Annotated in this window: 18 protein-coding genes; 4 read left to right on the forward strand and 14 right to left on the reverse strand. The window is 61.6% G+C overall.

The window, feature by feature from the left end; translation table 11 throughout:
• Nucleotides 1-49 precede the first annotated feature (49 nt).
• Nucleotides 50-844, reverse strand: coding sequence for a TIM barrel protein (locus CIK76_RS00435; RefSeq protein ID WP_096282770.1), 795 nt, complete (start codon nt 842-844; stop codon nt 50-52).
• Nucleotides 841-1,932, reverse strand: coding sequence for a Gfo/Idh/MocA family oxidoreductase (locus CIK76_RS00440; protein ID WP_096282772.1), 1,092 nt, complete (start codon nt 1,930-1,932; stop codon nt 841-843). The genes CIK76_RS00435 and CIK76_RS00440 overlap by 4 nt, the downstream gene beginning before the upstream one ends.
• A gap of 96 nt (nt 1,933-2,028) precedes the next feature.
• Between CIK76_RS00440 and CIK76_RS00445 the strand changes: the two genes are divergently transcribed.
• The gene (locus tag CIK76_RS00445) at nt 2,029-3,030 is read left to right on the forward strand and encodes a LacI family DNA-binding transcriptional regulator (protein ID WP_096282774.1); all 1,002 of its coding nucleotides are present in this window, start codon (nt 2,029-2,031) and stop codon (nt 3,028-3,030) included.
• 62 nt (nt 3,031-3,092) lie between these two features.
• On the opposite strand, the gene CIK76_RS00450 is transcribed toward CIK76_RS00445, so the two are convergent.
• The 8 genes from CIK76_RS00450 to iolC all read right to left on the reverse strand — a co-directional run bounded on the left by CIK76_RS00450 (nt 3,093) and on the right by iolC (nt 13,427).
• Nucleotides 3,093-4,583, reverse strand: coding sequence for a sugar porter family MFS transporter (locus tag CIK76_RS00450; protein WP_096282775.1), 1,491 nt, complete (start codon nt 4,581-4,583; stop codon nt 3,093-3,095).
• Between the two features lie 410 nt (nt 4,584-4,993).
• Nucleotides 4,994-5,878: a sugar phosphate isomerase/epimerase family protein gene (locus CIK76_RS00455; protein WP_096282778.1), complete on the reverse strand. Its 885-nt coding sequence runs from the start codon at nt 5,876-5,878 to the stop codon at nt 4,994-4,996.
• 7 nt (nt 5,879-5,885) lie between these two features.
• Nucleotides 5,886-6,899, reverse strand: coding sequence for a Gfo/Idh/MocA family oxidoreductase (locus CIK76_RS00460; RefSeq protein ID WP_096282780.1), 1,014 nt, complete (start codon nt 6,897-6,899; stop codon nt 5,886-5,888).
• A gap of 54 nt (nt 6,900-6,953) precedes the next feature.
• On the reverse strand, nt 6,954-7,874 hold the full coding sequence (locus CIK76_RS00465) for a sugar phosphate isomerase/epimerase (RefSeq protein WP_096282782.1): 921 nt from the start codon (nt 7,872-7,874) through the stop codon (nt 6,954-6,956).
• Between the two features lie 92 nt (nt 7,875-7,966).
• Nucleotides 7,967-9,481, reverse strand: coding sequence for a CoA-acylating methylmalonate-semialdehyde dehydrogenase (locus tag CIK76_RS00470; RefSeq protein ID WP_096282783.1), 1,515 nt, complete (start codon nt 9,479-9,481; stop codon nt 7,967-7,969).
• A gap of 62 nt (nt 9,482-9,543) precedes the next feature.
• Nucleotides 9,544-11,472 (reverse strand): 3D-(3,5/4)-trihydroxycyclohexane-1,2-dione acylhydrolase (decyclizing), encoded by a 1,929-nt coding sequence (iolD, locus tag CIK76_RS00475; RefSeq protein WP_096282785.1) that lies wholly within the window; start codon nt 11,470-11,472, stop codon nt 9,544-9,546.
• 30 nt (nt 11,473-11,502) lie between these two features.
• Nucleotides 11,503-12,432 (reverse strand): deoxyribose-phosphate aldolase, encoded by a 930-nt coding sequence (locus CIK76_RS00480; RefSeq protein WP_096282787.1) that lies wholly within the window; start codon nt 12,430-12,432, stop codon nt 11,503-11,505.
• Nucleotides 12,433-12,434: 2 nt separating this feature from the next.
• Nucleotides 12,435-13,427, reverse strand: coding sequence for a 5-dehydro-2-deoxygluconokinase (iolC, locus tag CIK76_RS00485; protein WP_096282789.1), 993 nt, complete (start codon nt 13,425-13,427; stop codon nt 12,435-12,437).
• Between the two features lie 339 nt (nt 13,428-13,766).
• Between iolC and CIK76_RS00490 the strand changes: the two genes are divergently transcribed.
• From CIK76_RS00490 to CIK76_RS00500, 3 genes are all read left to right on the forward strand, one after another.
• On the forward strand, nt 13,767-14,774 hold the full coding sequence (locus CIK76_RS00490) for a LacI family DNA-binding transcriptional regulator (RefSeq protein ID WP_096282791.1): 1,008 nt from the start codon (nt 13,767-13,769) through the stop codon (nt 14,772-14,774).
• Between the two features lie 102 nt (nt 14,775-14,876).
• A complete protein-coding gene (locus CIK76_RS00495) occupies nt 14,877-16,049 on the forward strand; it encodes a Gfo/Idh/MocA family oxidoreductase (RefSeq protein WP_176484039.1) in 1,173 nt (390 codons plus the stop codon).
• A complete protein-coding gene (locus CIK76_RS00500; protein WP_096282793.1) occupies nt 16,046-17,059 on the forward strand; it encodes a sugar phosphate isomerase/epimerase in 1,014 nt (337 codons plus the stop codon). The genes CIK76_RS00495 and CIK76_RS00500 overlap by 4 nt, the downstream gene beginning before the upstream one ends.
• Before the next feature lie 90 nt (nt 17,060-17,149).
• Here the strand turns inward: CIK76_RS00500 and CIK76_RS00505 are convergent, their stop codons facing one another.
• The 4 genes from CIK76_RS00505 to CIK76_RS00520 all read right to left on the reverse strand — a co-directional run bounded on the left by CIK76_RS00505 (nt 17,150) and on the right by CIK76_RS00520 (nt 22,433).
• Nucleotides 17,150-17,755, reverse strand: a complete 606-nt coding sequence (locus CIK76_RS00505; protein ID WP_096282795.1) for a malonic semialdehyde reductase — start codon at nt 17,753-17,755, stop codon at nt 17,150-17,152.
• A 211-nt stretch (nt 17,756-17,966) separates the two neighbouring features.
• Nucleotides 17,967-19,157, reverse strand: coding sequence for an MFS transporter (locus CIK76_RS00510; protein WP_096282797.1), 1,191 nt, complete (start codon nt 19,155-19,157; stop codon nt 17,967-17,969).
• A 73-nt stretch (nt 19,158-19,230) separates the two neighbouring features.
• Nucleotides 19,231-20,193 carry an ROK family protein gene (locus tag CIK76_RS00515; RefSeq protein ID WP_255248289.1) on the reverse strand — a complete coding sequence of 321 codons (963 nt, stop codon included), beginning with the start codon at nt 20,191-20,193 and terminating at the stop codon, nt 19,231-19,233.
• Nucleotides 20,194-20,897: 704 nt separating this feature from the next.
• The gene (locus CIK76_RS00520) at nt 20,898-22,433 is read right to left on the reverse strand and encodes a nucleobase:cation symporter-2 family protein (protein ID WP_176484040.1); all 1,536 of its coding nucleotides are present in this window, start codon (nt 22,431-22,433) and stop codon (nt 20,898-20,900) included.
• Nucleotides 22,434-22,496: the final 63 nt, after the last annotated feature.

The following is a 22,496-nucleotide window of genomic DNA, read 5'->3' on the forward strand; positions in this document are numbered from 1 at the left end:
TGCCGCCGCTGGGCTTTAACTCTCAACCCTCCGCCCGGTACATGATCCCCTAGCGCGCCACGGGCCTGGCCAGCGGTTCAAAAGCCTGGGCAAAGGCTGCGATGGCAGCATTGGAATCTGCGCTGGCATAGGCTTCCATGCCGATCGGGCCAGAGTAATCCAGATCCGCCAGAGCTTGGGCAACAGCCAGGTAGTTGATTTCCCCGGTGCCCGGCTCGCAACGCCCGGGAACGTCTGCGACCTGGATTTCTCCGATATGCGGCAGTGCCGAACGCACCAGTTCGATGAGGTTTCCCTCGCCAATTTGGGCGTGGTACAGATCAAGCATCATCTTCACGTTCGGGTGACCTACGGCCTTGACCAGAGACATCGTGTCCTTGGCGCGTCCCAGCGGGATGCCCGGGTGATCCAGAATCGTATTCAGGTTCTCCAGCATGAAAGTGACCTGATGTTCTTCCCCGATCCGGCCCAGCTCCTCCAGGGTTCGCGCTGCGGTGAGCCACATGTCTCCGGTAGCCCGAAAACGTGGGATGGCGGCCTGCCCATCAATGAGCTGAGCCGGATGCACTACCAGCCGGTTGATGCCCAGCTGCCGGGCTGCCGGGATCAATTCCTTGGCGGTGCGAACCACTTCGTGCGCGCTGTCCGGATCGCAGAGGCTTCCTTCGCTGTAGCCTGTCATGGAGCCGAAGCGGGCCCCGGTGGCCGCCAACGCAGCAAGGTCCTTGTCCCTGATATCCCAGAGCTCGATTTCAAAGCCGGCCTCATCCAGGCGCTTGACCCGGTCGATCAGCGGAAGATCCAGGAAGACCATTTCGGCACAGACCGCCAGTTGCGCACTCATGCGTTCACCGCAAGGCGGGTGGCCGATTCCAGCTTCACCGGCAGACCGGTTTCCGAGGATTCCAAGGCCGCCAGGGCCACGCGCAGCGCCGCGCGTGCGTCCGCTCCGGTGGGGACCGCCAGGCCCGCGTCGGCCGAACCGTCGCGCAGGCCACGGATCTTGCGGGCGAAGATCGAGAGCTGCTCGCGGTAGGCCTGGGCGAAGAGCTCGATGTTCAGCCGTTCGGTTGGCGCATGGGCCCCCGCGCTGTCAAAGCTGGCCGCTGCCAGCTGCACTGGGTTCCCTGCCTGCACCATGCCCTTTGAACCAAAGACTTCTCCGCGCACGTCGTATCCATAACTGGCCGAGAAGTTCGCCTCGGCCACTGCAATTGCTCCGTTCGAGTAGCGCAGGCTCACCACGGCGGTATCCAGCAAACCGGAATCCCGGTGCTCTGGCGCCACCAAGGCATCCGCCATGACATGGACTTCTACAACCTCAGCACCCGGGTTCAACCAGTTCAAGGTGTCAAAATCGTGGATCAGCGTCTCGGTGAAGATCACGTGCGAGCGGATCTTCGCCACGTTGGGCAACCCACCTGCAACTTCAGGATCGCGGGTCAGCGACCGCAGCAGCTGAGGGGTGCCGATTGCACCGGAATACACCTGTTCTGCCACGGCAGCGAAGTCGCGGGAGAAGCGCCGGTTGAAACCGATCTGCAGCAGCACTCCGGAATCTTCCACGGCTTTCAAGGCGGTGTCGAGATCTGACAGCGCGTGCGCTGCCGGCTTTTCGCAGAAGATGTGCTTTCCCGCCGCGGCGGCCTGGGCGATCAAGCCGGCATGGAAGCTTGAAGGCGCGCCGATGACCACAGCGTCCACGGTTTCGTCGGCAAACACGTCCGCAATGTCTTCGGTGTAATTCGTGCAACCCAGTTCTGCCGCCAGTTCGGCGGCGCGGCCTGGTGCCGGATCTGCCACGACGTGCAGTTGTGCATCTGGCAGGTGCTGTGCCACAGTGCGGGCGTGGAATGCGCCGATCCACCCGGTGCCGATGACCGCAATGCGCAGTGGCCGTGCGGAATTTTCTGGCAGGGATTGGTAAGCCATGGAGTATCTCCTAGAACGTTCTAGATAAAGTGTTCAGGAAAATCATGGCACACTGGATAGCAGGTGTCTATAACGTTCTAGAAGAAAGTTCCGCCAATGCCGCATGCATCTGCGCCACGCCCCGCCAAACGCCCTACGTTGGCCGACGTCGCCCGCGCCTCAGGGGTCTCGGTAGCACTGGCCTCGATCGTGCTGCGCGAGGCTGAGGGCGCCAGCGGAGAATCCCGGGCTCGGGTCAAGCAGGCCGCCGCGGATTTGGGCTACCGCCCGGACTCGCGCGCACGGTCGCTGCGCAGCAGCCGCAGCAGAACGCTTGGCCTGGCCCTGGCGCTAGGAGAGCCGCTGCACGCGGAGCTGGCAGATGCTTTATACGCGCAGGCGGACCAGAGCGGATTTGAAATCATTCTGGGCGCCACCGGCAGACACCGAGATGAACGCCGTGTGCTCAATACCCTCATCGATGCCGGCGTCGAGGCGGTGATCGGGGTGTTCCCCGAACTGCCAGCCGCGCAGCTGGTCCAGGTGTCCAAGCAGCTTCCCGTCATCAGCCTGCTGCGCAAGGTCAAAGGCATCCCCTCGGTCATTACCGACGAGGCTGCCGGCGTTGAACAAGTCGTCAGCCATTTGGTGCAGCGCGGCCACACACGGCTGCTGCATCTGGATGGCGGTTCCGCCGTCTCGGCGAAACAGCGGCGAGATGCCTTCATCGAATCCGCTGCCCGCGCCAACGCCAGCGGCCAGATCCTTCCAGCGGGTTCTGACGAGGCGACCGCTTTTGCGGTCCTGCGAGAGTATCTGGAGAAAACGCCCCAGGCCGAACGCGCCACGGCGGTACTGGCCTTTAATGACCGCGCGGCGCTCGGCGCCCGGCAAGCCATAGATCTTGCGGGCCTGCAGGTTCCCGAGCAGATCTGCCTTGCCGGATATGACGACAGCGAATTCGCCAGGCTTGCGCATGCCGATCTGACCAGCGTTCGCCAAGATGTCGCAGCCCTGGCTCAGGCCGCCATGCAGGCAGCCCTGAATTCCCCGGGAGCATCCAGCACCCATGCGCCGCAGCTGGTGGTGCGCGGCAGTACCGGACAGCGCCGGGCATAGCAGGGGGCCCAGCCCTGCCAAGTGGCGGGGCTGGGCTCACTAGCTCAGCGAATGGTCGTGCCTTAGGCGTTGACCGCCGGCTTGACTTGGTAGATCGCTCCTGTGGAGACGTCCTCTTCCAGGGCTTCCAGTGAGCGTCCGCGGGTTTCGGGAACCTGGGTGGCCACGAAGATCAGCGCCAGCACACCGATGCCTGCGAAGATGAAGAAAGATCCGGTAATTCCGACACCGGAGACCAAAGAGGGGAAGAACAGCGCCAGCACACCGTTGGTGGCCCACCCGAAGAACACCGAGATGCCAATTCCCAGCCCACGCATATGCAGCGGGAAGACTTCAGCCAGCCACACCCAGACAGCCACGTTGAGGAATGTCTGCATGGACATCACGAAGGCAACCACCAAGATCAGGATCACCACCGGTCGGATAGGGCTGCCGACCGGCAGCAGCATGCCCGCGATGGCTACCAGCAGGTGGCAGGTGGTGGTCAGCGCCAAGCCGATCAGGAAGGTCTTGCGGCGGTCCATACGGTCCATATTGCGCAGGGCGATGATGCCGCCAATCACGGCAACCACGCCGAAGGCGATATTCGCCAGGACTGCCTGCTGCTCTGACATGCCGGACTCTTCCAGCACGCGTGTTCCGTAGTACATGATCGAGTTGATGCCGGTGAGCTGCTGAGTCATGGAAACGCCGATGCCGATGGCGACGATGCGCATCAACCACTTGTTTTTCAGCACGGCCTTGATGCCCACCGGCTTGTTGTTCCGCTTTTCCTCGTCGGCAACGATCTCGATCTCGTGGACTTCGGCCAGTGCACGCTCAGGCGAACGCACTGTCTTGAGCACTCGCAGCGCCTCGGCATAGCGGCGCTTTTCCACGAGCCAGCGCGGAGATTCAGGCATGCGCAGCATGCCGAAGAACAACGCCAGCGCTGGCAGTGCGCAAATTGCGAACATGATGCGCCAGACGCCATCCACGGTTCCACCCAGGACGGTTCCAATGATCGCGTTCATCACGAAGGCGGCCAACTGACCCGAGACAATGGCCAGCTCATTGCGACCGGTGATGGATCCGCGAATTTCATACGGGGCCAATTCGGCCAAGTAGATCGGCACGACCGTGGATGCGCCACCCACGGCCAATCCGAGCATGATGCGTCCGGCGATCAAAACACCAAAACCCAGTGGCGAGAAAGTTCCCGCTTCCGGGCCGGCAGGCGAGAAGACTACGAGCAAGGTTCCGGCAAAGAACAGGACTGCCAGCAAGATGATGGTCTTGCGCCGACCCCATACATCGGCAATTTGTCCGCCGATGAGCGCTCCGAACGCGGCGGCGAAGACCAGTGAGCTGATCACCACGCCAACTTGCAGAAGGTCCAGGCCGAGTTCCGCTGCCATGGGACCTTCGGCGCCATTGGCAACACCGGTGTCGTATCCGAAAAGCAATCCGCCAAAACAGGCGATGATGGAGATCAAACCGAGTCGCTTAACATGAGGCCCCGCGGTGAGGGGCGGCAGGCTTGACTCTGCAGAAGCTTGCTGCGCACTAGACATGGGAACTCCTTTGGATTGCCCGGGTGAAAGCATTACTGGCCTTGGGCCATCCATCGGATCGACTGCGATCCGGCTTCCTCCACTCGGTTCGGCGGGAACCAATTCGCATCATTCTGGTTCCTTGCCGATAACTGAAAGTGATGGGCTTCACAGCCCATATGTAAGGACAATACGTCATCAGTGTTTAGCGGGCAAGCATTATTGGCTATTAAGTCCTGACAAATGCCGTTTTTCTTGCCGCACCGGCCCTGCCGACCGCTAGTTCCCGAGACTGTACGCACGAATCAATCTGGAATTCTGCGAGCTCTTCTCGAGCCGTCCTGTGCACAGGATGACTCCCGGGCCGGATGACGAAAGCCGAANNTTCGGCTTTCGTCATCCGGCAACTCAACTCGGCGTTGCCTGATTTGCTAGGAACGCGCAGCTTGGGCGGAAGCTACACGGCTGCGCATCTGCTCCAACTGGAATTTGGAGACCTCGACGGCGTTCTCGTTCTCGGCAAATACGCTGGAGACCATGACGCTCTCCTCGCGGTCGGCAAAACCGTTGGCCACGAGACCGGAGAAGAATCCATCCCAGTCCACGTCCCCATCACCAAGCTTCAGGTGCTGGTGCACGCGCACCGGATTGCCCGGCGGATTGGTGATGTAGCGCAACCCGTGCGAGGCATGATGGTTCATCGTGTCAGACACATGCACCACCCGCAGTCTCTCCCCCACGGTCTGCATGATTTCCAGCGGTTCGTCCTTCATGTGGAAGGAATGAGAGGCGACGTAGACAAAGGACAGATTCGGCGAATTCACCCCGCGGATGACCCGCCAAGCTGCCAAGCCCTCTTCGACGAAATCATCCGGATGCGGGTCAATGGCCACGTTAATGCCCTCGCGCTCAATGATTGGCACGAGCTCCTCCATGGAACGGTAGAACGCGGCCTCGGACTCCTCAGCGCGTTCCGGCCGTCCGGAAAATTCCGTGTTCATCTGGTTCACGCCCAAATCCACGGCGATCTGGATGGCGCGCTTCCAATAGCGCACCGCGGCCTGGCGCAAATTCTCCTCGGGCGAGGACCAGCGCAGCACCGGAAGCACCGAAGCGATCCCCACCCCGGTGGCCTTGCACCGGGCCGCGAGTTGCGCGACCAGGTCATCGTCGGCCTTGGGGTGGGTGAAGAACGGAATCATATCCGCATGCGGGGTCAGCTGTATGCAGTCATAGCCCAGCTCCGCTGCCAGTTCCGGGAACTGGAGCAGCGAGTGCGTGGAATGGAACGGGGTCGGGTCCAATGCGTATTTCATGATGCCCCTAGCTGTAGAGATCCGGCTTGCTGTTCAGCTTGACTGCCACCTTTTCGCCGGTGCGCTGGGCCTCGACTCCAGCCTCGCAGCACGCCGCGGTGGCGTAGCCGTCCCAGGCGCTCGGCCCGCCCAATTCCCCACGCAGCGCGGCGTCAACCCACGACTGGATTTCGGTGTCGTAGGCGGCGCCGAAACGCTCCTCGAAGCCCGGGGTGACCTTGCCGCCCCACTGCCCGGCGGTACGCACATACGGTCCGGCGTCATTGCCGATGGACACGATGCCATCTTCAAAGGATGCCTGGGTCGCCACCTCGTAGCCGAACTTCGCGTTGACGTAGATCTCCACGTCGGCGAGCACTCCGGCAGAAGTTTCCAGCAGCACATGCTGTGGGTCATGCTGGCCGTTGGGTGCATTGCGGGTGGCTTTGCCCAAGCGCACCTGCACCGAGGTGATCTCTGCGCCGGTGAAGTAGCGAATGGCATCGAACTCGTGGACCACCGAGTCGTTGATCAGCATCTCATTGGTGAAGCCTTCCGGGGTGGATGGGTTGCGGTGCTGGTGGTGCAGCACCAGCAATTCACCCAGGCTCTCGTCCTCGATCAGCTGGCGCAGCTGCCGGTACTCGGCGTCAAAGCGGCGCATGAAGCCCACCTGGATGCGCTTGCGGCCCAGTCTGGCCTCCGCCTCGACAATCTCCCATGAGGAAGCGGCATCCGGGGTCAGCGGCTTTTCGCACAGCACCGGAATATCGGCAGCAAGCACCGTCAGCAGCGCATCGTGGTGCAAGAAACCGGGGGTCGCCAGCAGTACGGCGTTGACCTCGCCGTCGGCGAGCGCCGCGGGCAGGTCGGTGTAGCCCTTGGCGCCCGGGATGTCTGCGATGGCAGCGTTGACCCGGTCGGTGTCAATATCGACAACGGCCGCCAGCTTGGCGCCGGAGATGCGGTGGTGGATGCGCTGGATGTGGTCGGCGCCCATGCGTCCGGCTCCGACGACGGCGACGCGCAGGATTTCTGGCACGATGAGTCCTTTCAAGATTTTTTGGTGGTCCTGGTTTGAGTTAGGCAAGTTGGCCTAGACGCGGGTGTGCGAGCCGCAGCTGAGCAGGTAGTCGCGCGTGCGGGTGGCGATGGGCAGCGGCACCGTGAAGTCGGCGACCGGGTACATGTCCTGTTCGACAATGCCGAAGATCGGGCGGCCCAGCTTCTCCACTTCCGCCAAGACCTCATTGAGGTCAGGCAGGCCCGAAGGTGGTTCGCACATGACCCCGGCGAGGTTGGCCGCGGCCCAGGTCAGGTCCTGCGCGCGCACCGTGGCCAAGATGTCCGGGTTGATCTGCTTCAGATGCAGGTAGCCGATGCGCTCCGGGAAGCGGCGGATCAGATCCACGCTGGACGCCCCACCGTATTCGGCATGCCCGGTATCCAGGCACAGGGTGGTGAACTGCGGGTCGGTGAGCTCAAGGAACTTCTCGATATCGCTCTGGCCGCAGACATGCGAGTCGGCGTGGGAGTGGAACTGCTGTTTCAGGCCAAATTCTTCCTGCAGGATCTTGCCCAACCGGTCATGGCCCTGGGCCAGCGAGTCCCAGGCCGCGGCATCCAGTGTGCCGGATTCGACGGCTTGCCCGGTGACGTCATCGCGCCACATGGCCGGGATCACCACAATATGCTCCCCGCCCATGGCGGCGGTCAGCTCGGCCACCTTGCGGGCAGGCTCCCAGGCTTGATCCCAGGCACTGGCGCTGCCGTCGATGCCGCGGTGGAAAGCGGTGAATACCGTTCCGGCGCAGACGTTCAGGTCGCGGGCGGCCAGCTCGTCGGCCAGCTTGGCGGGGTCGGTGGGCAGGTACCCGTAGGGACCCAGCTCGATGGTTTTGTAGCCGGCCTCGGCTACCTCATCGAGGAAGCGCTGCCAGGGGGTCTGCTTGGGGTCATCGGCAAACCAGACGCCCCAGGAGTCGGGGGCAGTTCCAATGGTGATGTTCTGTGCCATGGCATGTACCAGAATCTTTCGATGCTCATTGCCGATGCCGACTGATTACTGGCCGGCATCGGCACGATGGAAATTAGTTGCAGTGCAGGAACCTAGTTTGAGGGGAAGCTGTACGATGCGGTGGACAGCTGTGCCGGCTCCGGCCACCGCTGCGTTACCGCCTTGCCGCGGGTGTAGAAACGCACACCGTCCGGGCCATAGATGTGGTGCTCGCCAAATAGCGAATTCTTCCACCCACCAAATGAGTGCCATGCCACCGGTACCGGCAGCGGAACGTTTACCCCGACCATGCCCACATGAATACGTCGGGTGTAGTTGCGCGCGTGCGAACCCGAGGAGGTGAAGATTGCGGTGCCGTTGCCGTATGGGTTGGCGTTCACCGTGTCGATGGCTTCATCTAAGGAATCAACGCGAAGCACCACGAGTACCGGGCCGAAAATTTCCTCGGTGTAGGCACTCATTTCTCGGTTCACCCGGTCCAAGATGGTCGGGCCAACGAAGAACCCGTTTTCATGGTCCTTGACCACTAGGTCCCGACCGTCCAAGATGAGCGCGGCACCGGCTTGTTCGGCCTCGCCAACAATCTTCTGAAGGCGAGTCTTTGATGCCGGTGTGATGACCGGTCCCATATCTGCTTTTTCATCAAAGCCGTGGGAGACGTTCACGCCACGGGCTCGTTCGGCTAGCTTGTCCACGAGGATGTCAGCGGCCTCGCCAACGGCCACGGCCACGGAGATCGCCATGCAACGCTGGCCTGCCGAGCCGAATGCCGCAGCATTGATATGGTCTGCAGCCTGCTCCATATCCGCATCCGGCATGATGACCGCGTGGTTCTTGGCACCGCCCAATGCCTGGACGCGCTTTCCGTACTTGGTTGCGGTCTCGTGTACGTACTTGGCAATGGGTGTTGACCCGACAAATGAAATTCCGTCCACATCTGGGTGGGACAGCAAACCATCTACAGTTTCCTTGCCGCCATGCAGCACCTGGAATACTCCGTCGGGAAGCCCCGCCTGCTTGAAAAGCTCGGCAATCAACAGCGCAGCCGAAGGGTCACGCTCGGAAGGCTTGAGGATGAAGGCATTGCCGGTAGCGATGGCAACTGGCGCCATCCACAAGGGAACCATGACCGGGAAGTTGAACGGGGTAATTCCGGCAACTACGCCTAGTGGCTGACGGAATGAGAACACGTCTATGCCGGTGGATACCTGGTCCGAGTATTCCCCCTTGAGTGACTGGGAGATTCCGGCGGCGTATTCCACCACCTCGATACCGCGGGCTACTTCGCCGGCCGCGTCCGAGAGTACCTTGCCGTGCTCGCTGGTTACCAAGCGGGCCAGGTCATCGGTGTGTTCGGTGAGCAGTTGCTGGAAGCGGAACATGACCTTGGTGCGCTTGACGATGGAGACTTCGCCCCAGCTGTCGGCGGCGGCGCGGGCCGCTGCCACGGTCTGGGCCAGGTCTTCGGGGCTAGCCAAATGCAGCTGACCGGTAATTTCGCCGGTTGCCGGGTCGTAAACCGGCTGGGTGGCTGTTCCGCTGCCCGCGGTTGGCTGCCCGTTGATGAAGTGCTTGATGTCGGTAATTTCGGTGGCGGTTGTGCTCATGATTAGCTCTCGTCTTCCTTTAGTAGCGAAAAAGTGTTGGGCCGGCGATAACGTGCGGCGATTCAGCCTAGGTAAGGCTTCTGCCGCGCCTTGTGGCTTTCGTAGACTTCACGGGCCTTCGTCGTGGAATCCAGCTCGGATGTTTCACTGACCGGCACGTCCCACCAAGACTGGCTGGAAGGTGCATCGGCGTAGAGATCCGATTCAATATGGATGAGGATTGGGCCGGATCCTTCCGGCGCTGCCTTTGCGGTGGCGATGGCGGCCGCCAGGTCCTCGATGGCCCGATCTCCGGGGGCGATTCTTATGACCTTGACTCCCAATGATTCGGCGTTCAGCGCCAAATCGATTGGCAGCGTTTGCCCCTCGTCGAAGGAGTGCGTTTGGGCGTCCAGTGCACGGTATTTGGTGCCGAAGCGCTGGGATCCCAATGATTCGGAGAGCGACCCGATGGAGGCATAACCGTGGTTCTGGATGAGCACCGTGATCAGTTTGATCCCCTCGGCCACTGCGGTGACCAGTTCGGTGTGCATCATCAGATAGGAGCCGTCGCCGACCATGACCACTACGTCACGGTTCTCCGCGCCGCGCGCGGTCTCCGCAAGCACCGCACGCTTCAGTCCCAGCCCACCGGCGATTTCGTAACCCATGCAGGAGAAGCCGTATTCCACGTGATATCCGAAGGGGTCCGAAACCCGCCACATCTTATGCAGGTCTCCGGGCAAAGATCCTGCCGCGCACACTACAACGTCGCGGGAATCCATGGCCTGGTTGGTTGCGCCGATAATGGCATTCTGGCTGACTAACGGGCTTAGCCTTTCGGCGAATGCCTCATCCACGGTCGCATCCCAACGTTGTTTCTCTTGGGCGGTGAACACCTCAAGAGCGCCTTCCACCCGATACCCGGTGAGCGCTTCGCGCAGGGCAATGAGCGCCTTGCGAGCATCCGCGACGATCGGCAGCACGGTGGCGTGCTTGTACGCATCAAGTGCGGCAACGTTGATATTTACGAACTTCGCTCCGGGGTTTTGGAAGGCCGTACGGCTGGCCGTGGTGAAGTCCTCATAACGGGTACCAATACCGATGATCAGATCGGCTTCTGCGGCCAACGCGTTGGCCGCAGAAGTACCGGTGGAACCAATGGCTCCTAGCGAATGCTTCGAGTCCCAAGGCAGGGCGCCAACGCCGGCTTGGGTATTGCCCACCGGAATTCCGGTGGCCTCAGCGAAGGCCGCAAGCTCCTCGGTCGCATAGGCATAGAGCACTCCGCCACCGGCAACGATCAACGGGCGCTTGGCAGCACGAATCAGCTGCGCAGCCTGGGCTATGTCTTCGGTTTCCGGGGCCGGGCGGCGGATCTTCCAGTCGCGTTCGGCAAAGAACTCTTCCGGGAAATCAAAGGCCTCGGCCTGGACGTCCTGCGGCAAGGAGATGGTCACCGCGCCAGTTTCGGCCGGATCGGTGAGCACGCGCAGACCGTGGTGCAGTGCGCTGGCCAACTGTTCCGGCCGGGTGACCCGGTCAAAGTACTTGGATAGCGGGCGGAAGGCATCGTTAACGGTGATGTCGTAGCCGTGCGGCATTTCCAGTTGCTGGAGTACTGGATCGGCGGCACGGGTGGCGAAGGTATCGCTGGGCAAGAGCAATACCGGCAAACGGTTAGCGGTGGCCAGCGCGGCACCGGTGAGCAGGTTGGAGGAGCCAGGCCCGATGGAGGTGGAGACCGCATAGGTGGCGCGGCGGCGGGTATGCCGGGCATAGGCCACCGCCTGATGCGACTGCGCCTGCTCGTTGCGACCTTGGTAGTACGGCATGAGGCTCGGGTCTTTGAGCTGCCATTGCTTCAGGGCCTGCCCCACCCCGGCGACATTGCCGTGGCCGAAGATGCCGAACATTCCTGGAATCAGGCGCTCTCGATAGGCAGCTCCACCGATGTTGTCCACCGTGTACTGTCGTCCCAGGAATTCTACGACCGCCTGAGCAACGGTCATTCTGCGTGTAGTCATCGAGCTTTGTCCTTCTCAGCTGCGTACAGGAGTGGTGGTGTTCAAGAGCGATGCGGCGGTGGCCACGGCGGCGGCCACATCCCCGTCCTCGGGATACAGCAGGGTCCGGCCCACGGTCAGTCCCTGTACCCCGGGCAGGGCCAGGGCATCCTGCCAGGAGGCGAACACCTTATCGGGACTGCCTGCGGGATCTCCGCCGAGCAGGACCGTGGGCAGGGTGGTGGCGGCCATAACCCGCTCCATTTCCTGGACCACGGGGATTTTCAGCCAGGTGTAGGCGCTGGTTTCGCCCAGTCCGGAGGCGATGCCCATGGACTTGATCACTGCCTCCGGGCGCAGGTCGTTGACTACCTTGCCCTCGGCCCGCTTGGAGATGAACGGTTCGACCATGGCGACCAGCTGGTGCCGAGCCAAATCGGAGACGGCATCGGCGGTGGCAGCCAGGGTTTTCACGGTGTCCGGATCCTCGTAGCTGATCCGGGTGAGCATCTTGCCGCCGTCTGCGCCCAAGGCGGCCAGGGCCGCAGCGCTATGCCCGGTGAAGCGGTCATCAATCTCGTTGACCAGGCCGGCGAGCCCGCCGCGGTTCATCGAGCCGAAAACCAGCTTGCCTTCCAGTGCGCCCAGCAGCAGCAGGTCATCGAGGATATCCGGCGAGGCCAGGACCCCATCGCAGGCGGGGTTCTGCAAGGCGATCCGCAGCCGGTCCAGCAGTTCGCGGCGGTCGGCCATGGCCGTGGCGCGCTTGCCTACGGATAGCGCCCCGCGGGCCGGGTGGTCGGCGGCGATGATGAAGTTCTGCCGGCCCAGCACCGGGCCGGCATGCTTCTGGCGCAGCGAGGCGGCGCGCTGCACCGCTGCCGGGTCTTCTAGCCGCTGGCGGGTGATGGATTCGTAGCGGCGCGGGTCTTCGCGGTCCACGTGCAGGTCGGATGCCTGTTTCATAACTAGACCAGGTCTTTCTGGGAGGCGGGTACGGTGCGGCCGCGCTCGGCCAGCAGGGCGTTCACTTCTTCTGGGTCCGGCATCGCATCGGAGCAAGCGACCTTCGAGGCCACGATCGCCCCAGCGGCATTGGCGTAGTCCAAGACCTCCTCCAGCGGCCAACCGGAGAGCAGGCCGTGGCAGAAGGCGCCGCCGAAGGAGTCGCCGGCGCCCAGTCCGTTGGCGGTCTGCACCGGAACCGGCGCGGAAACCACACGTTCGGTGCGGGTTTTGGCCATGACGCCTTCGGGGCCGAGCTTGACCACGGCGATCTGCACTCCGGCCTCCAGCAGGCGGTCGGCCTGCTCATCCGGGGTTCCTTCTCCAACGGCTACCGAGCATTCGGTATCGTTGCCGATGGCCACCGTGGCCGAGGGCAGAGCCCGGGCTACCTGCTCGCGGGCTTGCTCAACGGAGTCCCAGAACATTGGGCGGTAGTCCAAATCCAGGATGGTGAACTGCCCTGGGGCCAGCGAACCGGCCGGGCGGGCCTCGTAGGCTTCCAGCTGCGCGGTGCGCGAAGGCTCACGGCTCAAGCCGGTGACGGTGCTCCAGAAAATCTTGGAGTTCTTGACCGTGTCGAGGTCGATATCGCTGCTTTTGATATTCCAGTCCGGTGCCATCGGGAAGCGTCCGTAGAAGTACAGCGGGAAGTCATCTGGTGGCATGATGGCGCAAAAGGTGACTGGGGTCTGCAAGCTGGCATCGCGGGTGACCTGTGCGCGGTCCACGCCGTAGCGGTCCAATTCGCGTTCCAGGAACGTGCCGAAGTCGTCGTCGCCGATTTTGGTGATCACCCCGGCCGCGCGGCCGTGCCGGGCAGCTGCCACAGCGACGTTGGTGGCAGAGCCACCGAGATACTTGCTGAAGGAGTTCACGTCGGCGAGGGAAACGCCGATGTCGTTCGGGTAGACGTCAACGCTGATGCGTCCGAGGGTGAGTACGTCGTAAGTCACGCAGATCGACGTCCTTTCGAGTCAGAAGTTCAGGGATCGGCCAGCTGCCGAAGATGTGAACGGTGCCACAAGAAATACTTTGCACCATGAATCTAGCTCTGTCAAAGGTTTGTACTGACATATTTACAACATGAGTAACACTGCGAGTGGAAAACCGTGGAATTCTGCGGATATCAACCAGGCCAAGTCGACAAAAGTTTATGATCTTCTCGAGAACTATGTCCTGACGTTAAGATCTGACTAGTTTGGAATTCCTGCTCCGAAGCTGACGTTGCCGCATTCGAAGCAGGCGGAACGCTAGGCTCTTAACAAGAACCCGGACCAAGCCCAGGAGGCACCATGGCACTAGAACGCCGCCGCGCGACAATCTACGATGTCGCCCAAGCTGCCGGTGTCTCCAAATCGCTGGTATCCCTGGTGCTGCGCGGCTCCCCCAGCGTCTCCGAACCACGCCGCGCCGCGGTGCTGGCTGCCATCGAGCAGCTGGACTACCGCCCGAGCCAAGCCGCGGCCGCACTGGCCGGCGGCACCAGCCAGACCGTCGGCGTGGTGATCGACGACTACACCAACGTCTGGTTTGTCGAATTGCTTCGCGGGCTGCAAGAGGGGCTGGGCAAGGCCGGACTGCGCATCGCCGTCTCGGACCGCACGCTGAACGCGCATGTGGAGTCGGACCCGCTGGATGGATTTCTCAGCACCCGCGTCGAGGCCTTGGTCCTGGCCACCGAACCTACACCGGCCATGCGCTTCCCCTCCCAGATCCCGGTGATCGTGGCAGGTAATCGAGCAACACAGGTGACCGGAGCGGATATTTCAGCAAGCGACGACCGGTTTGGCGCACGCCGAGCCATCGAATACCTGATTTCACTGGGGCATCGGCACATCGGGCACATCGGTGGCGGCGGAGGCGCATCAAGGCTCAGGCGCAACGGATACCAAGATGCGATGAGCGCGGCGGACCTGGACGAGCGCATCGTCATCCTCACCCCGCACACCACCGAGGACAGCGGCTATCAGTGCACGAATCAGCTTCTGCGCGAAACCCCGGAAATTACCGCCATCCTGGCCGGCAATGATTCGATGGCCATGGGTGCCCTGGCCTCGGCCCGCGAGAACGGCCGCTCGGTCCCCGAGGATCTGTCAATTATCGGCTACGACAACTCGCCGCTCTCCGACACGCACCTGCTCCGCTTGACCACCGTAGACAGCCGCAACCGCGAGCTCGGCATGCACGTGGCCGAGCAGGTGCTCTCCCGGCTCGCGGACCCTGAACGCGCCGCGCAACAGGTCTCGCTGGAGCCGGCACTCGTTGAGCGCGGCACCTGCGCCCCAGTTCGCACCGCCTAGATAATCCCCGCTCAAGACCCCTTGACCGCCACTTGGATTCGCCTTTACACTTTTTTGGAGCGCTCCAAAATCCCCCTGAATAACTTCCACCCAGGAGAATCCGTGACAAAAAGCATCGGAATCGCAGTCATCGGCGCAGGCATGGCCGGCTTGTCCCACATCGCCGGCTACCGCACCGCCCCCACCCTCTACGAATCCAACCTGCCACCGCTGCGCTACGTCGCGGTGGCCGATGTGAACACCGAGCTCGCAGCCAAAGTTGCCAAGCGTTACGGCTACGAAAAGGCACTGGGCTCCTGGCAAGAGGTGGCCAACGATCCGGACATTGATGTCGTTTCGGTAGTGATTGCCAACCGCTTCCACCGCGAAGCCGTTGAAGGTCTGCTGGCCGCCGGCAAGCACGTATTGTGCGAAAAGCCGCTGGCCGACACCCTAGAAGAAGCCCAGGCCATGGCCACCGCGGCCCGCAACGCTGACTCCATTGCCCGCGTCGGATTCACCTTTCGCCGCACCCCGGGTATCGCCACGATCCGCAACCTAATCACCGATGGCACCCTGGGCAAGGTATTGCATTTTTCTGGTCGCTATTGGACCGACTACGGCCACAATCCACAGGCTCCAATGAGCTGGCGCTTCAAGGGTGAGGCCGGCTCTGGCGCACTGGCCGATGTGGGAAGCCACCTGTCCTATGTCGCCGAATTCCTGGCAGGCGACATCGTTACGGTCAGCGGCGGGCAGCTGAGCACCAGCATCACCGAACGCTTCCTGCCGGCCGGCGCCGTGACCGGACACGACCTGGTGAAACTAAGTGATAAATCGGAACCGGTGGAGAACGACGACTACGCGGCGTTCAACGTCCAGTTCGCCGAGGCCTCCGGCAGCCTGGAGGTCTCCCGTGTCGCCGCCGGCCACCCGAACTCGCTGGCCTTCGAGGTCTTTTGCGAGAAGGGCGCGGCACGCTTCAGCCAGCTGCGTCCGTCGGAAATCGAAATCATGCTCACCGAAGGACCTTCGGCAACCAACGGCTATCGCACGGTGAACCTCGGTCCGGAGCATGCTTACATCGGCGGCGGGTTGCCCATGGACGCACCAGGTGTCGGCTTTGGCCAAAACGATGCCTTCGGCTATCAGGCCCGCGCCTTCCTCGACGAGGTCTACGGCCTGGACACCGCACTTCCCACCAACGCAACATTCGACGAGGGCGTGCGCAATATGCAAATCCTGCAGGCGGTCGTTCAGTCCGCCAACAATGACGGAAAGAAGGTCACCCTGTGAAGCTCGGTGTCTACAACGCAATCCTCCACGACCGCCCACTGCCCGAAGCGCTCAAGATCATCAAAGACCTGGGACTGACCGGCATCGAGCTGAACACTGGCGGATTTTTGCCTCCGGTACACGTGCCAAACATCGATGAGATCTTGGAAAGTGACAGCGCTCGGGATGACTTCCTCGCCCAATTTGAGGGCAGTGGCGTGGAAATCTATGGGCTGAACTGCAACGGCAATCCGTTGCACCCAAACCCGGAAATCGGTGCGAAGCACGCCGAAGACCTTCGCCGGTCAATCAAGTTGGCGGCACGCCTTGGCCAGACCCGCGTCGTCACGATGTCCGGCCTGCCCGGTGGAGAACCCAACGCCTCCGGCCCAAATTGGGTGGTTAATGCCTGGAATTCGGCAGCCCTTGACCAGTTGGACTACCAATTCGGCATCGCCGCGGAATTTTGGAAAGACATTGACGCGCTGGCCATCGAGCATGGAGTTAAGGTCGCTCTAGAACTACACCCCCAAAACCTGGTGTTCAACCCTGCCAGCTTCCGCGAGCTCATCAGCAGGGCCGGCACCAGCAACATCGGCGTTGAGCTCGATGCCTCACACCTGTTCTGGCAGCAGATGGATCCGGTAGCCGTCGTCCGTGACTTGGGCGAATGGATCTTCCACGCCGCAGCCAAAGACGTGCGCATCAATGCCAATGCCGCAATCCAAGGAGTGCTGGACAACAGCTTCCGTAAGTTGCGCGAGGACGAACCGCGAACCAACCTCGGCGGGGACGAGTGGGCCAACGAATGGCCGGAAAACTCGGCCTGGGACTTCGTAGCCTTGGGCAAGGGACACGGCACCGCATTCTGGACCGAGTTCCTGCGCGCCCTGCACGAGGTGGATCCCGACATGCTCGTGAACATCGAGCATGAGGATACCGAATTGGGGGCAGTAGAAGGCCTCGAAGTGGCTGCCAACGTGCTGCTCGAAGCCGATGCTGCGCTGAGGTCTTCGCTGGCTACCCGCTAGCAAACTGGCTCAACAACTAGCGAAGCCCGGAATTCACGAAAATGAATTCCGGGCTTCGCTTGTGCGTTGCTAAAGTTCGTCGAGCGGCCTCTAGACAGTGCGGACGACTGCTTCGTAGTCGAAGCGGTCCTTTGGTGCACCGATTTCGCCTTCGGCTGGTTGGCCGATATTCAGGACCAAGAAGCTCTTCTGGTCGCCTTCTGGGAAGAAGGAAGCATCAATGGCGGAGAAGTCTGCACCGGTCATGGGACCAACGGCGAAGCCCAGACTGCGTGCAGCCAGGATGAAGTAGCCTGCCTGCAGGTGGGCGTTGTTGTTGCCGGTGGAGGCAGTGAAGTCGGCATCGGCGTCGTACATGGCCTTGGGTGCGTTGTAGCCTGGCAGGAAGTTATCCCACTGCTCGTGCCATGCGGTGTCATAGCTGAGGATTGCCACCAGCGGAGCTGCGGCAGTCTTGGCCCTGTTGCCATGCGACAGCGCGTCGACCAGGTTTGCGCGTGCCGCGTCGGACCGTACGTAGGTCACGCGCAGCGGCTGGGAGTTGAAGGCAGTTGGGCCGAACTTGGCCAGCTCGTAGATCTCCTGGGCCTGTGCCTCGGTGACCTCGCCGGCGAAGGCGTTGGCGGTGCGTGAGTCGCCAAAGATGGAGTTGATCGCGCCGGAGCCGATCTGGGTTTCGTCAGATGCAATAGTCATACTCATACCTTTCGGATCGGCCCGCGGCCACTGGATTGGGCCACTGCCGGACTCGGTCTTCTTCTACCGATATCCAACTAAGAACAGCTTCGCCTCATTCCAATTTTTAGCGTGTTTTATGCAACATGGAGAACAGCGGCAAGCCTGAACCACCGCTTCCGGGCCAGCATCGGCCGAACCTAAGCAGGCCTTAAAAACTAGTTGAGATCACTCAATTCCCAGGACCGGCCCAGCGGCGATGCAGCTTGGCACAGCCGAGCGCACACAGCGCGATGGCTGCACCAAAGTAGGATACCGCCATCGATTCGCCGCTGATCTGGCCTACCCAGCCCAGCCCCAATGCACCCAGTGCAGTCAGTGCGTAGCCCAGCACCCAAAAGGCTGAGCTGGCGCTGCCTCGATGTCGCGGCTCAATGCGGCGCAACACGATCCCCAGGCCTACCGGGAACAATGCACCGTGGCTCAGTCCCGCAACGATCAAGCCGGCAAGATACACCGCCATCGCCAAGCTTCCGCCAAGTCTTGGTGCTAGAGCTATCAGCACCGCACCAATCGCCAAGCCGGCATACCCTAGATGAATTTTTTCGCTCACCAGCTTCCCTCCGGCCTTCTGGCCCACCGCCGTGGCGACAAAAATCAATGATCCGATGAGCCCCAGCAATCGCAGGTCCGTAATGCCGAAGGCACGGACCACCAAAATGGAAGTCATCGCGGTGCAACCGCCCATCACCGCGAAGCCCAAGGTCATCAGCCCGCCCATGCAGAAGTCGCGCAATGCGAAGCGTGGCACCAGCGGAAGGCTGAGTTTCAATCCGTGTCCGCGGTGCATCACGCTGTCCGGGGTCATGGCAAGCAATACGATGCACAGACCTGAAAGTACTGCGTGAACGCTGAAAGCCGTCATTGGCATGGATGGGAAGAAAAAGGTCAGAAATGCAGCCAGGGCTGGTCCGCTGCCCAGACCCACCATATTGGCCACGCTGGAAATGCTGGCACCGCGTCCGGAGCTGGAGACCAGATCAGTCAGATAGGCGGTCGCCGTTCCAGTGACCAGCCCGGCACACACCCCGGAAAGGGCGCGGGCAATGAACAGCATGGGTGCCTCGGCGGCCACTGCATAGAGTATTCCGCTGGCGGCCGAAGCGAGAAGCCCCAGGATCATGACGAGTTTTCGGCCAATGGCATCAGATAGGGAACCGAAGATGCACAATACCGCGAGCACCACGATGGCGTATATCGCAAAAAGTTGCGTTGAGGCGGCGGTGCTTAGGCCATATTCATCCTGAAGCATCGGATACAACGCGGTGGGCATCGTGGTACCGCACATGGCGACCGCATAGGTCCCCAAAACGACGATTAAGGGCCAGCCGCGGATTCGGCTTGGTTTTGTGCGCAGGACCATGCCAAGACCTCGCTCCTATGTTGCGTAACAACCCGAGCCTAGATAAGTCCTAATGTCCTGTCAATGTTTTTCATTATTGTTGCTGATTAAACCGCGCTAAATCAGCAGCCCCAATCAGTCCGGCCACCGGGCCCAATTCCGCCTGGCTGATCTTCGCAAAGGGACGGTATCCCCTGCCAGGCAGGGTGCGGCGATAGGTCTCCTCCGCCGTGGAAACCAGTTGCTTCGACGCAGCACCCAAACCGCCACCGATAACGACGGTTCCCGGGTCCAGAACCGAGACCAGATTCGAGATGCCCAGACCAAGCCATTCGCCCATATCCGCAATGAGATCGGCACAGGCCGGGTCGCCCTCTGCAGCAAGTCGAGTTACCTCCGCGCCGGTGACGGCCTCCGGGTCATCCCCCACGGCCTCGCGCAGCCGGAAGGCCACCGGCGATTTGCTGCGCACAAGTTCGGCTCCTTCTCGGCCCAAGGCATTGCCAGAAGCGTATTGCTCCCAGCAGCCGCGGTTGCCGCAGGCGCACCGATGGCCGCCGGGAACGATCACCTGGTGCCCGAATTCTCCAGCAATGCCGGACTTGCCTCGGTGGATCTGCCCTCCGAGGATCACCGCCCCGCCGATTCCCGTTCCGAGAGTCAGGCACACCATATCGCTCTCACCACGGCCCGCGCCGAAACGGTGCTCGGCCCAGCCGGCAGCGTCAGCGTCATTTACCAGAGTCACCTCGTGTCCAACGAGCTTCATCAGACGGTCGCGCACCGGTTCATTTCGCCAGGACAGGTGAGGGCTGAACAGCACATTCTGCCCCTTGCGGTCCATCCAGCCAGCAGCGCCAATACCCACAGGCAACTCTTCGCTGCCCTCCGAGAGCTCGCGAATCATCTCAGCCAGGGCACGTTCTGTCCCCGCCACATCGTGGTCGGGTGTCTCGCGGCGGATCTGACCGAAGGCGTTCCCCTCTTCGTCGACGAGGGCTGCAAGGATTTTGGTGCCACCGATGTCAACGCCGATGGAAAGATTTGCTGGACTCACAGTCATCCAGCTTAGACCCTCGCAAAGCGCCGACAGTTCCAATGCGCTGCTGGTGCCTAGGACTGTTCACGCGCAGGCGTGACCTTCCACGCGTTGCCCACCATCTGGCATCCCTGCGAATTCAGGACTCATGCAGGCTATTTACCGCCAGCTACGATTCTTTTCGACCCGCCCCCGCCAAGCGGGCTGCTCCCGAACGATTCAGGGTCTAAATTCCGAGTTAAATGATTGGCTACAAGGTAGCATCCGCTCGCGAGATGTCGCAGTCCGGGAAGACACCCAACGGCTATGGGCTGAATTGGGGTTTGTACCATTTCCGAGATTTCCCTCGCTTACCATGCCGACTGCTCATAGTGCGGAAAACGTCGAGCGGAACGTGGCCGCACCAGGTTCGAATTCGTGCAGCATGCACCGGAAGGATCCGTCCCAGGGCCTCCATAGGAAATCGGTTCACTGCGCCCATCGACCAAGGAATTCAATGCATTGCTTGTTTCCATGGGAACGCCCGAATTCAATGCCCTCGGGGTCCGCTGGTAGACCATCTTCGCTGCCGCGGGCATCATCGCCCGCGCAAGTGCGGCCGGAGAATAGTTGGAGCACAAATGAAAGTGCTCGCAAACCGGGGTTTGCGAGCACTATCCGCTGATGGTTATTTCTCGTCATCGAGCACTTCGTCGACGCTGGGGGCAGGTTCAGCCGTTTCCTCAGTGTTCCGCGGTTTTGGCAACTCTGGGTACAGGCATCTCGATGGCCCCCGTCTGGATCTGCTCGAATTCTTCCGGCGTGACCACGGGGATCTCGTAACCCTCTTTGTCGATGAGCTTTCCACCTTCATAGTGGTCTCCCTCTATCAGCCCGCAGATTTCTTCGCGCTTCACCATGCGCGGCGGGGCGGCGGAGAACACCGAAGAGTTCTTCGAATTCCCGAATTTCAGTTCGTTGAATAGCAGGTTCAACAGCACCGCCATGATCGCGGCCGAAGAGATCCCCGAGTGGAAGATCGTTTCGAACCAGCTTGGGAAGCTCGCATAGAAGTCAGGTTTGACGATCGGGACGCAGCCAAAGGAGATCGATGCTGCCACGATGACTAGGTTCATCCCGTCATATTTGATCTTGGACAGGGTTCGAATTCCGGAGGCGGCCACGGTGCCGAAGAGCACGATTCCGGCACCGCCGAGCACCGGGGTGGGAATCGCGGCGACCACACGCCCCAGGATCGGCAGCAGGCCGAGCACCACCAGAATGCCGCCGCCGGCCGCGACCACGAAGCGGCTGGTGATCCCGGTGATGGCCACCAAACCGACATTCTGCGCGAAGGCCGACTGCGTGAAGGTGTTGAACAACGGAGCCACGGCAGAGGAGGCCATATCGGCACGCAGCCCGTCGGCAATGCGCTTTGAATCCACCCGGGATCCGGCGATCTCACCGACTGCCAGAATATCGGCGGTGGTTTCGGTCAGGATAACCAGGACCACGATGGTCATGGAAATGATTCCGCCCAGCTCAAAGACCGGCATGCCAAAGGCCAGCGGCTGCGGGAAGGCGAAGACCGAGCCGGTACCGACCGCGGAGAAATCTGCCATCCCGAGCAGGGCCGCGGCCACGGTGCCGAAGACGATAGCCAAAAGAATCGACATCCGCGAAATTGCGGCGTTGCCGACCTTGGAAAGCAGCAGCACGGCTAGCAGCGTACCGGCGGCGAGCCCGATGTTCGGCAAGGAACCGTAATCGGGAGCCTCGGCACTTCCTCCCATGGCCCAGTTCGCCGCGACCGGAGTCAGCGAGATGCCGATCATCGTAATGACCACCCCGGTGACCACCGGCGGGAAGTACCTAATCACCCGCGCGAAGAACGGCGCGATGAGGAACCCGATGAGCGCGGCAACGAGAACCGCGCCGAAGACGGCCTGGATGCCTCCTCCCCCGTTGACGATGGCAACCATCGTGGCGACCGAGGCAAAGGAGGTTCCCTGGACCAGCGGCAGCTGAGCTCCGAAGAAGGGAATTCCTACAGTCTGCAAGATAGTTGCCAGCCCGCCAATGAACAGGCAGCTGGCCACGAGCAATCCGACTTCCTCGCTGCTCAACCCCGCCGCACCGCCGATGATCAAGGGCGGGGCGATGATTCCCCCGTACATGGTCAGGACATGCTGAAGCCCGTAGGCCAGTGACTTGCCAAATGGTAATTTAGCGTCCTCTGGCCGTAATGCTTTGATAGATTCATCAGGTGTAGCACTCAAGGCTGACCTCCTACGTCAGTCGCTGCCATAAAGGGTGTGCCGGTGTGTCCGCACCGGCACACC

It is taken from the genome of Glutamicibacter sp. BW80 (genome assembly GCF_002332385.1).
GTDB lineage: Bacteria > Actinomycetota > Actinomycetes > Actinomycetales > Micrococcaceae > Glutamicibacter.

Bases quoted from the DNA above. Each gene is read 5' to 3' on its own strand.
- CIK76_RS00480 (WP_096282787.1), bottom strand. From the start codon at position 12,432: ATGAAACAGGCATCCGACCTGCACGTGGACCGCGAAGACCCGCGCCGC.
- CIK76_RS00445 (WP_096282774.1), top strand. From the start codon at position 2,029: ATGCCGCATGCATCTGCGCCACGCCCCGCCAAACGCCCTACGTTGGCC.
- CIK76_RS00510 (WP_096282797.1), bottom strand. From the start codon at position 19,157: ATGGTCCTGCGCACAAAACCAAGCCGAATCCGCGGCTGGCCCTTAATC.
- CIK76_RS00490 (WP_096282791.1), top strand. From the start codon at position 13,767: ATGGCACTAGAACGCCGCCGCGCGACAATCTACGATGTCGCCCAAGCT.
- iolD (WP_096282785.1), bottom strand. From the start codon at position 11,472: ATGACCGTTGCTCAGGCGGTCGTAGAATTCCTGGGACGACAGTACACG.
- CIK76_RS00450 (WP_096282775.1), bottom strand. From the start codon at position 4,583: ATGTCTAGTGCGCAGCAAGCTTCTGCAGAGTCAAGCCTGCCGCCCCTC.
- CIK76_RS00465 (WP_096282782.1), bottom strand. From the start codon at position 7,874: ATGGCACAGAACATCACCATTGGAACTGCCCCCGACTCCTGGGGCGTC.
- CIK76_RS00435 (WP_096282770.1), bottom strand. From the start codon at position 844: ATGAGTGCGCAACTGGCGGTCTGTGCCGAAATGGTCTTCCTGGATCTT.
- CIK76_RS00455 (WP_096282778.1), bottom strand. From the start codon at position 5,878: ATGAAATACGCATTGGACCCGACCCCGTTCCATTCCACGCACTCGCTG.
- CIK76_RS00505 (WP_096282795.1), bottom strand. From the start codon at position 17,755: ATGACTATTGCATCTGACGAAACCCAGATCGGCTCCGGCGCGATCAAC.
- CIK76_RS00470 (WP_096282783.1), bottom strand. From the start codon at position 9,481: ATGAGCACAACCGCCACCGAAATTACCGACATCAAGCACTTCATCAAC.
- CIK76_RS00440 (WP_096282772.1), bottom strand. From the start codon at position 1,932: ATGGCTTACCAATCCCTGCCAGAAAATTCCGCACGGCCACTGCGCATT.